Raw genomic sequence first — 13,469 nt, forward strand, 5'->3', positions numbered from 1 at the left:
TAACACAAAAGCATAATATAAATACAATATATGAGGAATTTCGATGTTTATTGTTGAACAAATTATTAATGGAATATCATTGGGAATGGTTTATGGTCTTATAGCTGTAGGATATTCATTAGTTTTTGGTATATTAAAATTAGTTAATTTTTCGCATGGTTCTGTTTATGCTTTTGGGACACATATGGCTTTGATGTTTATTACTCTAAAATTTGGTTTTGTTTTTGGAATAATAGCCAGTATTATATTAACAGGAGGCTTAGGTATACTTATAGATTATACAGCCTTAAAACCTTTAAGAGATAAACATTCATTGCCTATATCTGCCCTTATAACTACAATAGGCGTTTCTTACATAATTCAAAATGGGCTTATGATAGCATTTGGAAGTGAGAAAAAAAGCTTTCCTAAACTTATTGATGTTGGTTATATAACAGTGTTAGGTTTAAGTATAAATTCTCAACAGATTATTATATTTTTAACTTGTTTAGTTTTAATGATTATTTTAACATTTATTATATATAAAACTAAAATAGGTTTAGCTATGAGAGGTATAGAACAGAATAGAAAGGCTGCTAATTTAATGGGGATTAATGTTAATTTCATAATAGCTTTTACTTTCTTTTTAGGCGGAGTTTCAGCTTGTATAAGTGCTATATTAATAAGTAGTTATTATCAAGTTGTATATCCTAATATGGGGGTTGTTATAGGAATGAAAGCCTTTGCTGCAGCTGTATTAGGCGGTATAGGTATTTTACATGGTTCTATAATTGGAGGTCTTATAGTTGGTATATCCGAAAATTTAGCTACAGCTTTTTTGGGAGGTAACTATAGAGATGCAGTTGCTTTTATAATATTAATATTAGTATTAATACTCAAGCCAGTTGGTTTATTCGGTAAAAAAGGAATAGTGAAAGTATGATAAGTAATATAAATTCTGTTTTTCATTCTATAAGTAATCTATTAGATAAATATATAAAATATATATATATATTATTAGTAGTTATAGTTTTAGTATTGCCCTTTATTGGATTAAATGGTTATATTTTAAGAATAATAATAATGATATCTATATATTCTATATTAGCTTTAGGATTAAACTTAGTAACTGGTTATGCTGGGCAAGTTTCTCTTGGAAATGCAGCTTATTATGCTATGGGGGCATATACTTCTGCTATTTTATCTACAAAACTTGGTGTAAACTTTTTTGTTGCTATTATGTTTGCAGGAATGGTATCAGCATTATTTGGTTTATTAATAGGTCTTCCAACTTTAAGATTATCTGGTACATATTTAGCTATTACAACTTTGGGTTTTGGAGAAGTGGTAAGAATTTTGTTGCTTAATCTTGATAAATTAACTAATGGTCCATTAGGTATATCTAGAATTCCTAAACCAGCTTTATTTGGTTTTGAATTTACTCTAGTGAATAATGGTTTATATTATTTATCATTAATATTACTTGCTATTACATTATTAGCCTGTTATTTAATAATAAATTCTAAAATAGGAAGAGCTTTTATTGCAATAAAAGAAGATGAATTAGCAGCTTCTCTTATGGGAATAGAAACCACTAGATATAAAGTATTAGCATTTGTATTATCAGCATTACTTTCAGGTTTAGCGGGTTCTTTCTACGCTCATATGACAAGTTATATAGATCCTAACACATTTATATTTGATACATCCATTATGATATTGAGTATTGTAATATTAGGAGGGATGGGTACTTTAAAGGGTATGGTGATAGGGGCTATTATTCTTGTATCATTCCCAGAAATATTAAGATTTTTGGATAAGTTTAGATTTATAGTTTATGGATTTATATTAGTATGTATGATGCGTTTTAGACCTCAAGGTATTATGGGGGGACAGGTTAAAAAACCTTATAAATTTCCTGTTAATTTGTAGGAGAAGTTTTGTTTTATGCATATTTTAGAAGTTTCTGATTTGACAAAAAGATTTGAAGGTTTAGTTGCAGTTGATAGTGTTAATTTTACTGTAAATAAAGGTGAAATAGTAAGTATAATAGGTCCAAATGGTGCTGGAAAATCTACTATATTTAATTTACTTACAGGAGTTAATCCACCTACTAGAGGAGAGATTATTTTTGAAGGTGTAAAAATAAATGGTTATACTCCTCAAAAAATTGTTTCTGCTGGTATTTCTAGAACATTTCAAAATATTAGATTATTTAAAAATATGAGGGTAATAGAGAATATCTTAGTGGGGACACATGTAACAACTAATTATAACTTTTTTAATGCATTATTTAGAACGAAGAGGTATAAGGAAGAGGAAAGAAAGAATTTAAAAAAAGCTATTGATATATTAGAGATGATTAATCTTAAGGATAAATTAAGTGAATATGCTTCTAATTTGCCATATGGAGATCAAAGAAAAGTAGAAATAGCGAGAGCAATAGCAACGGGGGCTAAACTTCTTTTACTTGATGAACCTGCTGCTGGTATGAATCCGCAAGAAAGTTTAGACTTAATGGAATTTATAAAATCATTAAAATATAAAGGCTTTACTATTATTTTGATAGAACATGATATGAGTGTTGTTATGAACATTTCTGACAATATTTATGTTATAGATCATGGCAAGAAAATAGCTGAAGGTCTTCCTAAAGATATCGCAACTAATGAAAAAGTTATATCAGCATATCTTGGAGGAGAATAATTATGCTTAAGATTAATGATATTAATACTTTCTATGGAAAAAATATACATGCTTTAAAAGGTGTAAGTTTAGAAGTTAATAAGGGCGAGATAGTAGCTTTAGTTGGAAATAATGGTGCGGGTAAAACTACTTTGATGAACACAATAATGGGACTTTTAAAACCTGTTAGTGGGTCTATATTATATTTAGATAAACCTATAAATGGAGAATTCCCTCATAAAATAGTAAAAATGGGTTTGAGTCTATCTCCAGAGGGAAGAGAAGTTTTTCCTAATTTAACTACTGAGGAAAATTTATTTCTCGGTTCATATACAATGAAGGATAAAAATAAAATAAATGATATAGCAGACAAAGTTTATAACTTATTTCCAATTTTAAAAGAAAGAAGAAAACAGCCTTCAGGTACTTTGAGTGGTGGAGAACAGCAAATGTTAGCTATAGGTAGGGCATTAATGTCTGATCCTGATTTATTGTTATTAGACGAACCTTCATTAGGACTTGCACCAAATATAGTAATGCAAATTTTTCATCTTATTAAAGTTATTAATTCTCAGGGGGTAACTATATTACTAGTAGAGCAAAATGCTAATATGGCATTAAAAATATCTAATAGAGGATATGTTATGGAAACAGGTAAAATATCACTTCATGATACGGCTGAGAATTTACTTAATAATGATGATGTTAGAAAAGCTTATCTTGGAGTAGGTGCTAATTAATATATTTAATGTTGGAGTATAAAATGAAGAAAATTATTAATGAATCTAAAGATGTTATAAAAGAAATGTTGCAAGGTTTAGAGAAATCTTGTGATTATATTTCATATATACCAGAATTTGAAGTAATACATAGAAAAGATTTAAAGAAAAAAGTATGCGTTATATCAGGGGGTGGTAGCGGTCATGAACCTGCTCATGCTGGATATGTTGGGTTTGGTATGTTAGATGCTGCTGTAGCTGGAAATGTATTTGCATCTCCAAGTCCTGATAGAATAATTAAAGCTATAGAAACAGTTGATAGAGGTAAGGGAGTATTGCTTGTTATTAAAAATTATTCTGGCGATATTATGAATTTTGAAATGGCTATGGATTTAGCAAGAGATATGGGTATAGAAGTAGAATCTGTTGTAGTTAAGGACGATGTTTCTGTAGAAGATAGCACATATTCCACTGGAAGAAGAGGTATAGCAGGTACTATATTTGTTCATAAAATAGCTGGAGCTAAAGCAGAAAAAGATGGAACATTAATTGAAGTTAAAGAAGTTGCAAATAAAGTTATACAAAATGTAAGAAGTATGGGAGTAGCATTAAATTCTTGTATATTACCTGGAGTTGGTAAACCAGTATTTGATATTAGTGATGATGAAATAGAAATAGGAAGGGAATACATGGAGAGCCGGGTATAAACAGAAGTCCTAAAATTCCATCTAAAGCTATAGCTGAACAATTAATTGATTCTATATTAAAAGATTATGATTATTCTAATTCAGAAGTTGCTATATTAGTTAATGGACTAGGTGGTACTCCTCTTATGGAATTATATATTTTAAATAATGATATCAATAATATTCTCACATCTAAGGGAATAAAAAATATATAAGAGTTTTGTTGGAAATTATATGACTTCTCTATAAATGGCTAGATGTTCATTATCTATTTTGAAATTAGATAATGAATTAAAAGAGTTACTAGATTATTCTTGTAATACTCCTGCTTTAAAAATATTTTAAGGATGAATAATATGGATTTTAAAATTTTTCCTGAATAGAGGTAAGTCTAAACCTGGCGATAAGACTATGATAGATTCTTTATATGCAGCATCTCAAGCTTTGAATGACAATATTAATAATGATGATATTGTAGCTACTCTAAATATTGTTAAAGAAAAAGCAATAGATGGAGCTTTAGCTACTAAAGATATGGAAGCAGTAAAAGGAAGAGCTTCTTATCAAACTAATAAAGGCGTTGGTCATTTAGATCCAGGTGCTATAACTATGTCATATCAAATAGAAGAGTTAGTTAATCTTATTATATCAAAAATAAAATAATTATCTTTATTAAAAAATAATTGTTGTCAAATTAAATAAAAAAAGAGCTTAATAATTAATATTTTATTAGGCTCTTTTTTTATTATGTATATTTAAAAAGTAATAAAGACAATTTTTTATATACCGAAAATATAATATCATAAATAATGGAGTATAATAAATATGTTACGTTCTCTATGGACTGCTGCAAGCGGTATGAATGGTATGCAATTTAAAACAGATACAATAGCAAACAACCTTGCTAATGTTAATACAATAGGATATAAAAAAGTAAGAGCAGATTTTGAAGATTTAATATATCAAAACCTAAAAATACAGGGTACACCTGCAACAGAAGATACTGTAACACCTGTTGGACTTCAAACAGGTTTGGGTGTAAAAAGTGCTGCTACACAAAAGATGTTTGACCAAGGTTCATTGCAGGCTACTGGAAACAAGCTAGATTTAGCATTAGAGGGAGAAGGATTCTTTCAAGTATTAATGCCTGATGGAAGTGTATCATACACTAGAGATGGTTCTTTTAAAGTGGATGCTAATGGACAGCTTGTCACTTCTAATGGATATAAATTAGTTCCTGAAATTATTTTCCCAGAAAACTTCCTTTTAGAAAAAATTAGTATATCAAGAGAGGGTGTTGTTTCTGTTACAATAGGAGATGAAAATGAAGCAGTTGAGCTAGGAAATATTACATTGCATAGATTTATAAATCAAGCTGGGCTACTCTCTATAGGTGATAACTTATATAAAGAAACTGTAGCAAGCGGACCTGCTTTTGAAGGAGAGGCTGGTTCTAAGGGTTTCCCTAGAATACATCAGGGGTTTGTTGAAATGTCTAATGTAAAGGTAGTAGATGAAATGGTTGATATGATAGTTGCACAGAGAGCTTATGAGATGAACTCTAAAGCTGTGCAAACTAGTGATAATCTATTAGCTACTGTTGTAAATTTAAAAAGATAATTTAATTAAATAATAATAAAAATAAAGAGAGTTTTTAATTTTTTAAAAGCTCTCTTTTCTATATATATCACCATACACATCTTTTTCATTTGCATAAAGCGATGTAAGCATATCATATTCTTCTTTAATATCTTCAGAATAAGAAAGTCTTGTTTCATCATAATTGCTTCCAGCATTATAATATCTAAGACTCTGTATTATATCTCCGTTAAATCTATCTAAAAGTTTAGCTATAAATCTAGTGCCAAGTATAATATTTTCCCTATGATTATATCTGTTAAGAGTAGGGTCAACATCTTTATTACCTATAGGAGTAATTTGACAGTAGCCATATGCATTTTTTTTAGATAATGAGGTTGGTATAAAGTCACTTTCTATTTTTATTAATGCTATCATAAGCAATGGATCTATATTGTAACTTTGAGAAATATCAAAAATATCTTTAACAAACCAAAAATCTTGATTGTAATGATTTGAAATGTCTTGTATTAAATTAACCCAATTATTTGCTACAAAAGAATAATTATTAATATTAAAACTATGTGTTTCTAAATTAGCAGAACACAATATTATACTAAAAATAATTACAATTCTTTTCATAATTTTACCCCCAATAAAATTAAAGTTTTTTTCTCTCCTTTTTAACTATTTAAAAAATAGTATACATAAATCAAAAAGTCATAAAATTGTATATTATTTTTTATATAAATCAATAGTATATTAAAGATTTAATTAAATATATTATACATTTTTTACTATGACGTTTTGTGTTAACTGATTGTAATATAAAATAATAAAGAAATCAATATTTTATTATAACAAAAAAAATTTTTATGTTATTTTTTACATAATTACATATAGATTTTTTATGTTTTATTATTATAAAAATATCATAAAAATTAAATGTAGTATATATAATAAATTTTTTTAATTATTCTTATAAATACAATGTAAGAAAAATGCTTGAAAAATATTATATAAATGATATAATATTTTAATTAAAAACTGAAAATTATAATTTTTATAAGGATATATATTTATGAATGCTTTACTAACTTTAGGAATAATCGTTTACTCAATAATTTGTGTACTCTTACTTTTACTTATAATAATACAAGGTGGTAAAGCAGAAGGTTTATTTTCTGGTGCACAAGCAAATGTACTTGGAAGTCAGAGAGGAAATGCTCTCACTAAAGCAACTACTATTTTATCTACAATATTTATAGTAGGAGCTTTACTTATATCTATGGCTATAAGCACTCAAAAAACTGCTTTTGACCAAGTAACTACTACTCCTGCTAATGTGCCAACAACACAACAAGTGCCAGCAACAAATAATACTTTACCAGACACTAATTTAAATACTAATAATTAATTTTTTAATAGTTTAAGAATATTTAATTTGAAAATAGAATAGAAGAAGTCTTTTGTATATTATCATAAATATATAATACTTCTTCTATATTATTATTGTCATCTATTTTTAATGTCTTTTTTTTGCCAGAATCTTTAAATCCATTTTTTAGATAAAATCTTTTAGCCTCTTCATTTTTATCAAAAACATAAAGACATAAGTTTTTATATCCATTATCTTTCATATATGACATACAATGATTTAATAATTCACTTCCTATACCAGAACCTTGATAAACAGGGTGAATATATAAAGACATTATCTCTCCGTAGTTTTCTATATCATATCTATTATTACCGCAAGATATAGCACCTATAATATTGTTGTCCAATAAAGCAATATGTACTTCTCTTGTCTTTGTCTTTATACCTTCAGAAAACTCTTCACACCAATCATCTAAATATATCTTTTTTAAAAAATCTTCTGATACAATATCCTTATAAGATTGCTTCCAGCATATAGCATGAAGCTTACTTATATAAAATACATCATCTATATTAGCTTTTCTTATAACTAAATCCATATTCCCTCTCGGTTTTTTTATTTATTCTTTATAAGCTTCTTCAGCACTCATTAAAAGGTCAGTGTCATCTGTGTTTTTAACAGGTTTTTCTTCTTCTTTTTTCTCTTCTTTTTCATTTTTATTTTCTTTAGCAGGATTTTTATTTTCAAGATACTCTTCTAATTTTTCTTTCACCTTTTCTACGCCGCCCATATTGAGAGCCTCTCTAATCTGTATCTCAAGCTCCATACGCATTTTAGGGTCAGCTGCAAGAAGTTCTCTCACCTTCTCTTTACCCTGTGCAATCTGTTCACCATTATAATAAAACCAAGCACCGCTTCTTGTAATGATTTTTGCCTCCATTGCCAAATCTATTAAAAGACCTTCTGATGATATACCCTTACCAAATATTATCTCTAAATTAACTACTTTAAATGGTGATGATAATTTATTTTTAACAACTTTTATTTTTACTTTATGCCCTATAGTATCATCACCCTTTTTAATCCATTCAGTTCTTCTAATATCAAGCCTTACAGAAGAGTAGAATTTCAAAGCCTTACCTCCTGTAGTAGTTTCTGTAGGACCAGCACCATAGCCAGTAGTGGCAATGTTTTGTCTTAATTGGTTAATGAATATTACAGCTGTATTAGTGTTGCTTATTATAGCAGTAAGTTTTCTCAAAGCATGACTCATAAGCCTTGCCTGTAAAGCAATATGAGCGTCCCCTATATCACCAGCAAGTTCTGCCTTTGAAACAAGTGCCGCAACAGAGTCCACCACAACAACATCAAAAGCAGTAGAAGATACAACTTTTTCTAATATTTCAAGTGCTTCTTCACCACTGTTTGGCTGAGAAATATATAAATTGTCAATATCAACGCCTAAAGCACTCGCATACGCTGGGTCAAGAGCATGTTCAGCATCTATAAAAGCAGCATAACCTCCTGCTTTTTGAGCTTCTGCTATGATGTGAAGAGTGAGCGTAGTTTTACCTGAAGCCTCATGCCCGTAAATCTCTATAATTCTACCGCGAGGAACTCCTCCTACTCCTAAAGCATGATCCAAAGTTAATGCCCCAGTAGAAATAACATCAACATTAACTGTTTTATTGCTTCCAAGCCTCATAAAAGAGCCCGGTCCGTATTTTTTATTTATCTGGTCGGTAATAGCTTCTATTGCTTCGCTTTTACCGTCTTTTTTTATTTCAACTGTTTCTTTCTTCTTAGTAGCCATTATTCTCTCCAAAAAATTATTAACTTAAATATCATTTATAAAATTTATTATATTGTACAAAAATACATTATTTTGTCAATCTGTTTATATATGAAAAAATAATATTTTTTATAATTTTTTTCTTTCTAAATATTCATAAAGTCCTATTATAATAGATGCTGCATCTTCAGTGCTATCTTTATCATAATATACATATTTTGTATATAAAAAATTATTTTCATTTTCTCCATCGACTTGCTGCATAATCTTATATATAGCATCTCTATTTGAATCTTTATATAATTCTTTTTTAATTTCTGTTTTTTTATTATCTGATAAAGTTTGAGAGTTAGTATTTTGTTCTGATTGATTTGCTTCTTTGTTGATGCCGCCGCAGAAAATTATAGCAATCATTAAAATAAATGCTACAATTATAGAAATAATATTTTTCATATAGTACCCCACGTATGTATTGTTATGTTCGCATTGTAAATTAAAATTATCAAAATTTCAATTGTGAAATATTTTTATAAATAATTTTTATCTATTGATGAATACTTAATTTAATAGTATAATATGTATGATTTTAATATAATTATTTTTCCTTATATTTTAATCTAATAAAATAAATAATACTTTTTATTTAAAAATAGGTAAATTATATTATTTATTTTAACTATGTTTTTTTAATTATCAAATATTTAATTGTATAATTATTTATTTATAAAGTTTTCACAATAGGAGCCTTACATGAATACTAAAGACATTAAAAAGTCAAATAAGTTTGAAAGTTTTTTAAATGTCATTGAGACAGTAGGCAACAAACTTCCAGACATCACTATTTTATTTTTAATAGCATTTTTTATAATGCTTATAGTGTCATGGATATTGTCTTATTTTACATTTAATTATTTTCACCCTACAACAGGAGAACAAATAAAAATAATTAATATGCTTGCACCTACTGAAATCACAAAGTTTGTAACAAAAATGACATACAACTTTATAAACTTTCCTCCTTTAGGTATTACAATTGTAGCAACACTTGGAATAGGAGCAGCTGAAGGAAGCGGATTTATTAGAATGATTCTTATAAAGCTATTAGCTATCATACCAAAAAAAGCAATAGCACCAGCAATTATATTTATTTCTGTTGTAAGCCATATAACTTCAGATTCTTCTTATGTTATATTAATGCCTATAGCTTCTATAATGTTCTTTGCTGTTGGAAGACACCCTTTAGCAGGAATAGCAGCTTCATTTGCAGGACTTGCTGGAGGTTTTTCGGCAAGTTACACTCCTTCTACAATAGACCCTATAATGCAAGGTTTTACTCAAGGAGCAGCAAGACTAATAGATCCTACTTATACAGTAAATGTTTTATGTAATTATTTTTTAAGCATATCATCAACTTTTGCTGTAATTTTGGTATGCTGGTTTATCACTGATAAAATAGTAGAACCTTTCTTATGGAAAACTATGCCTATTGATGAAGGCATTAAACCAGAAGATACAAGCGTCTCTTCTATAACAAAAGAAGAAAATAGAGCTTTTAGAATAGCATTTTCTGTTTTAGTATTAATGATTGTGCTTTTAGTAGTTTTACTTATACCAGAAAACTCTTTATTAAGATCTCCAAATGGTGAATTAACTACTCCAGACGCTCCTGTTATGCAGGCAATAGTTCCTATATTATTTTTATTCTTAGTAATACCAGGATATATATATGGAAAACTTACTGGTAAATTCAAAACAACAAAAGATTTTAGTTTAGCTATGGCAGGAAGCATTAAAAATCTTGCTTCATTTTTAACTTTTTCATTCTTCTGTGCTCAGTTTTTATATGTATTTGGGAACTCTAATGTTGGAACATTGATAGCAATATCTGGTGCCGAGTTCTTAAAATCTTTAAATATGCCAGCTCAAGTAACTGTAGCAGGAATAACTTTACTTACAGCAATATTAAATTTGTTAATAACTTCAGCATCATCAAAATGGGCAATATTAGCACCAATATTTGTACCTATGCTTATGGCTGTAGGCATTTCTCCAGAATTAACTCAGGCAGCATTTAGAGTAAGCGATTCGGCTATAAATGTTGTAACTCCAATGTTTGCATTCTATCCGTTAATAATTTCTTATTGTCAGAAATACTGCAATAAAACTGGTGTTGGCACATTATCTTCTATGATGCTTCCTTATAGTATAGGTTTATTAATTGTTCTTATGATAATGCTTTATATATTCTGGGGATTAAATATACCTATAGGATTTAATAGCGGTTATGTTTATCCGCCTGTTCATTAAATAATTAACTTAAAAGAGGTAAAATAATATGTTAAACGATGATATTAAAAAATTCCAAATTGACAGTTTTTTTAAATATTCTTCTATACCAAGTCAAAGCAATGCATCTGTAAAAACACTTCCAAGCTCAGAAGGACAGATGAAGTTAGCAAAAGTTTTAGCAGAAGACTTAAAAGCTTTAGGTTTAATAAATGTTACTGTAAATGATAATTCTATTGTTACAGCATTGCTGCCAAAAAATAAAGATAATATACATTCTATTGGATTTGTAGCACATCTTGATACTGTTGATATTGGACTTACAGGAGATGTTCATGCTCAGATACTTAAATTTGAAGGCAATGATTTATGCTTAAACAAAGAAAAAAATATAATGTTTAAAGTATCAGAACATTCTGAAATAAAAAATTATATAAACAATGATATTATATTTTCAGACGGAACAAGCGTATTAGGTGCTGACAACAAAGCAGCAATATCAACAGTTATGTCTGCATTAAAATACATTACAGATAATAATATAGAGCATGGCGATATATACATAGCTTTTGTGCCAGATGAAGAGATAGGACTTCTTGGTTCTAAGCAATTAGATTTGAATGTGTTTAAACCAGATTTTGCATACACTATAGATTCATGCGAAATAGGAGAAGTAGTATATGAAACATTTAATGCTGGAAGTGCTTCTATAGATATAGAAGGAGTAACTGCACACCCTATGAGTGCTAAAGGAGTATTGGTTAATCCTATACTTATAGCGATAGATATAGCTAATGAATTTGACAGAAAACAAACTCCTGAATGTACAGAAAAAAAAGAAGGCTATATTTGGGTGCAAGGAATTAGCGGAAATCAGAGAAATGCTTCTTTAAAATTAAATATTAGAGACCATAACAAAAAACTCTATGAAGAGAAAAAAACTAAAATTAGAGAGGCGGTTGAAAAATATCAAAAATTAGAGCCTAGAGCAAAAATAGAATTAACTATTGAAGATGTATATGGCAATATAGCTGACTCTCTAAAAGACGATAAGTTTCCTATAGATGTTATTTATGAAGCAATGAAAAACTTAAATATAGAAGCAAAAACTTTATCAATGAGAGGCGGTACAGACGGCTCAGCATTATCTGTAAAAGGTTTATTAACTCCAAATTATTTTACAGGTGCACATAACTTCCACTCTATATATGAGTTTTTGCCTATACCATCATTTCATAAAAGTTTAGAAACTACTCTTGAAATAATAAGAATTATATCTTCAAAATAATTATAGTTTTATTAATAAAGCAATTGATTATAAATAATCTTTTGCTTTATTAGTAAATTATTTTTTATCTTGTGAGAAGTTTTATTATCTCTTCATTTTTTCCGTATTCTCTGGCATAATACAATGCATCATAATTACCATCTTTTATATTTTTATCAGCACCAGCATCTAAAAGCATTTTTGTCATTTCTAAATTTCCGCTATGACAAGCCCACATCAATGCTGTCATACCATAGTTATTTTGAACATTAACTTGAGCATTATTTTTAAGAAGCACTTTTACAGCATTAATATTATTATAAGAAGCTGCTTCTATCAATGGAGAATATACAGCTCTTCAAAGTTATTATCTTTTCAATATTCAGTTATTATCAATTTATATAAATTCTGAATCTTTTTTTATAAAAATATTACAAGATCAATTTAAAATTATTTCAACACTAAAACAAAAATTACAAGAAGCTAGTAAAGGCGAAACTTCAAAAAATATTCCTCCAAAAGCTGAAGAATTTTTAAATAAATTAGAAGAATTGAAAAATGGAGGAAAAAAATTATGGAATAAGGATTATTTAAATCTATTAATAACAAGAATATTAAAAGAAACATATAAATCATATTCATATGATTCAGAATATCAAGAGAAATTACGTTTAATTTTATCAAGATATGCTGAAATATTTAATTTAACAGAAGATTATAATACAAGTTTAGATGATGTTATAAATAAATTAGCTATGCCTGATGAAAAACAAAATAAAAGAATGTTATCTGAAGCAAATGTAATACGTTTCCTTTTAACACAAACAGATTTAAAAAATCAGCTTTGTTCAAAAGCTATTATAGAATTTATAGAAGAACATTATTAAAAAAAAAATAAACTAAATCAGAAAGGATAATTTTATCCTTTCTGATTTTAATTGTTTATTATTTTTTATTCAATACATCATTAGACTTGTTTCAAAAGTCATTTTTTAACTGATAATTATATATTGATGCTAATATAAAAAATCTTGTATTTAACTTTTGTAAATGATTTCGATATCGAGTAGAAAGTATTTTATATCGTTTGAGAACT

At 28.0% G+C, this 13,469-nt stretch carries 16 protein-coding genes and 1 pseudogene; 12 read left to right on the forward strand and 5 right to left on the reverse strand.

Going from position 1 to position 13,469, the window contains the following annotated elements; genetic code table 11:
• Positions 1 to 43: 43 nt before the first annotated feature.
• From EPJ72_RS10480 to flgG, 8 genes are all read left to right on the forward strand, one after another.
• On the forward strand, positions 44 to 922 hold the full coding sequence (locus tag EPJ72_RS10480) for a branched-chain amino acid ABC transporter permease (RefSeq protein WP_147732095.1): 879 nt from the start codon (positions 44 to 46) through the stop codon (positions 920 to 922).
• Positions 919 to 1,911 carry a branched-chain amino acid ABC transporter permease gene (locus tag EPJ72_RS10485; protein WP_147732096.1) on the forward strand — a complete coding sequence of 331 codons (993 nt, stop codon included), beginning with the start codon at positions 919 to 921 and terminating at the stop codon, positions 1,909 to 1,911. Before EPJ72_RS10480 ends, EPJ72_RS10485 begins: the two co-directional genes overlap by 4 nt.
• A gap of 15 nt (positions 1,912 to 1,926) precedes the next feature.
• A complete protein-coding gene (locus tag EPJ72_RS10490) occupies positions 1,927 to 2,685 on the forward strand; it encodes an ABC transporter ATP-binding protein (protein ID WP_147732097.1) in 759 nt (252 codons plus the stop codon).
• Positions 2,686 to 2,687: 2 nt separating this feature from the next.
• Positions 2,688 to 3,404, forward strand: coding sequence for an ABC transporter ATP-binding protein (locus tag EPJ72_RS10495; RefSeq protein ID WP_147732098.1), 717 nt, complete (start codon positions 2,688 to 2,690; stop codon positions 3,402 to 3,404).
• Positions 3,405 to 3,427: 23 nt separating this feature from the next.
• Positions 3,428 to 4,090, forward strand: a complete 663-nt coding sequence (locus tag EPJ72_RS10500; RefSeq protein ID WP_277871923.1) for a dihydroxyacetone kinase subunit DhaK — start codon at positions 3,428 to 3,430, stop codon at positions 4,088 to 4,090.
• A gap of 29 nt (positions 4,091 to 4,119) precedes the next feature.
• Positions 4,120 to 4,284, forward strand: coding sequence for a dihydroxyacetone kinase subunit DhaK (locus EPJ72_RS13655; RefSeq protein WP_277871924.1), 165 nt, complete (start codon positions 4,120 to 4,122; stop codon positions 4,282 to 4,284).
• Between the two features lie 160 nt (positions 4,285 to 4,444).
• The gene (locus tag EPJ72_RS10505; protein ID WP_277871925.1) at positions 4,445 to 4,732 is read left to right on the forward strand and encodes a DAK2 domain-containing protein; all 288 of its coding nucleotides are present in this window, start codon (positions 4,445 to 4,447) and stop codon (positions 4,730 to 4,732) included.
• 162 nt (positions 4,733 to 4,894) lie between these two features.
• Complete coding sequence (gene flgG, locus EPJ72_RS10510; RefSeq protein WP_147732100.1) at positions 4,895 to 5,689, forward strand: flagellar basal-body rod protein FlgG; 795 nt, start codon at positions 4,895 to 4,897, stop codon at positions 5,687 to 5,689.
• A gap of 42 nt (positions 5,690 to 5,731) precedes the next feature.
• Here the strand turns inward: flgG and EPJ72_RS10515 are convergent, their stop codons facing one another.
• Positions 5,732 to 6,289, reverse strand: a complete 558-nt coding sequence (locus EPJ72_RS10515) for a lytic transglycosylase domain-containing protein (protein WP_147732101.1) — start codon at positions 6,287 to 6,289, stop codon at positions 5,732 to 5,734.
• A 439-nt stretch (positions 6,290 to 6,728) separates the two neighbouring features.
• On the opposite strand from EPJ72_RS10515, the gene secG reads away from it, so the two are divergent.
• Entirely contained in the window at positions 6,729 to 7,064 is a 336-nt protein-coding gene (gene secG, locus EPJ72_RS10520) for a preprotein translocase subunit SecG (RefSeq protein WP_147732102.1), read from the forward strand.
• 22 nt (positions 7,065 to 7,086) lie between these two features.
• On the opposite strand, the gene EPJ72_RS10525 is transcribed toward secG, so the two are convergent.
• The 3 genes from EPJ72_RS10525 to EPJ72_RS10535 form a co-directional block, all read right to left on the reverse strand.
• Positions 7,087 to 7,626, reverse strand: a complete 540-nt coding sequence (locus EPJ72_RS10525) for a GNAT family N-acetyltransferase (RefSeq protein ID WP_147732103.1) — start codon at positions 7,624 to 7,626, stop codon at positions 7,087 to 7,089.
• A 21-nt stretch (positions 7,627 to 7,647) separates the two neighbouring features.
• Positions 7,648 to 8,841 (reverse strand): recombinase RecA, encoded by a 1,194-nt coding sequence (recA, locus tag EPJ72_RS10530; protein WP_147732104.1) that lies wholly within the window; start codon positions 8,839 to 8,841, stop codon positions 7,648 to 7,650.
• Between the two features lie 108 nt (positions 8,842 to 8,949).
• Complete coding sequence (locus EPJ72_RS10535) at positions 8,950 to 9,273, reverse strand: hypothetical protein (protein ID WP_147732105.1); 324 nt, start codon at positions 9,271 to 9,273, stop codon at positions 8,950 to 8,952.
• A 297-nt stretch (positions 9,274 to 9,570) separates the two neighbouring features.
• Between EPJ72_RS10535 and EPJ72_RS10540 the strand changes: the two genes are divergently transcribed.
• Both EPJ72_RS10540 and pepT read left to right on the forward strand, forming a co-directional pair.
• On the forward strand, positions 9,571 to 11,127 hold the full coding sequence (locus tag EPJ72_RS10540; RefSeq protein ID WP_147732106.1) for an AbgT family transporter: 1,557 nt from the start codon (positions 9,571 to 9,573) through the stop codon (positions 11,125 to 11,127).
• Positions 11,128 to 11,155: 28 nt separating this feature from the next.
• Positions 11,156 to 12,394, forward strand: a complete 1,239-nt coding sequence (gene pepT / locus EPJ72_RS10545; RefSeq protein ID WP_147732107.1) for a peptidase T — start codon at positions 11,156 to 11,158, stop codon at positions 12,392 to 12,394.
• Positions 12,395 to 12,458: 64 nt separating this feature from the next.
• On the opposite strand, the pseudogene EPJ72_RS10550 reads toward pepT, so the two are convergent.
• A pseudogene (locus tag EPJ72_RS10550) lies at positions 12,459 to 12,713 on the reverse strand (ankyrin repeat domain-containing protein); the annotation flags it as partial.
• A 211-nt stretch (positions 12,714 to 12,924) separates the two neighbouring features.
• Between EPJ72_RS10550 and EPJ72_RS10555 the strand changes: the two are divergent.
• On the forward strand, positions 12,925 to 13,260 hold the full coding sequence (locus EPJ72_RS10555; RefSeq protein WP_147732108.1) for a hypothetical protein: 336 nt from the start codon (positions 12,925 to 12,927) through the stop codon (positions 13,258 to 13,260).
• Positions 13,261 to 13,469: the final 209 nt, after the last annotated feature.

This window comes from Brachyspira pilosicoli, from assembly GCF_008016535.1.
GTDB classification, from domain to species: domain Bacteria; phylum Spirochaetota; class Brachyspiria; order Brachyspirales; family Brachyspiraceae; genus Brachyspira; species Brachyspira pilosicoli_A.

Coding starts and splice junctions, on each gene's coding strand:
- EPJ72_RS10535 (WP_147732105.1), bottom strand. CDS start 9,273: ATGAAAAATATTATTTCTATAATTGTAGCATTTATTTTAATGATTGCT.
- secG (WP_147732102.1), top strand. CDS start 6,729: ATGAATGCTTTACTAACTTTAGGAATAATCGTTTACTCAATAATTTGT.
- flgG (WP_147732100.1), top strand. CDS start 4,895: ATGTTACGTTCTCTATGGACTGCTGCAAGCGGTATGAATGGTATGCAA.
- pepT (WP_147732107.1), top strand. CDS start 11,156: ATGTTAAACGATGATATTAAAAAATTCCAAATTGACAGTTTTTTTAAA.
- EPJ72_RS10495 (WP_147732098.1), top strand. CDS start 2,688: ATGCTTAAGATTAATGATATTAATACTTTCTATGGAAAAAATATACAT.
- EPJ72_RS10480 (WP_147732095.1), top strand. CDS start 44: ATGTTTATTGTTGAACAAATTATTAATGGAATATCATTGGGAATGGTT.
- EPJ72_RS10525 (WP_147732103.1), bottom strand. CDS start 7,626: ATGGATTTAGTTATAAGAAAAGCTAATATAGATGATGTATTTTATATA.
- EPJ72_RS10490 (WP_147732097.1), top strand. CDS start 1,927: ATGCATATTTTAGAAGTTTCTGATTTGACAAAAAGATTTGAAGGTTTA.
- EPJ72_RS10515 (WP_147732101.1), bottom strand. CDS start 6,289: ATGAAAAGAATTGTAATTATTTTTAGTATAATATTGTGTTCTGCTAAT.
- recA (WP_147732104.1), bottom strand. CDS start 8,841: ATGGCTACTAAGAAGAAAGAAACAGTTGAAATAAAAAAAGACGGTAAA.
- EPJ72_RS10500 (WP_277871923.1), top strand. CDS start 3,428: ATGAAGAAAATTATTAATGAATCTAAAGATGTTATAAAAGAAATGTTG.
- EPJ72_RS10540 (WP_147732106.1), top strand. CDS start 9,571: ATGAATACTAAAGACATTAAAAAGTCAAATAAGTTTGAAAGTTTTTTA.
- EPJ72_RS10485 (WP_147732096.1), top strand. CDS start 919: ATGATAAGTAATATAAATTCTGTTTTTCATTCTATAAGTAATCTATTA.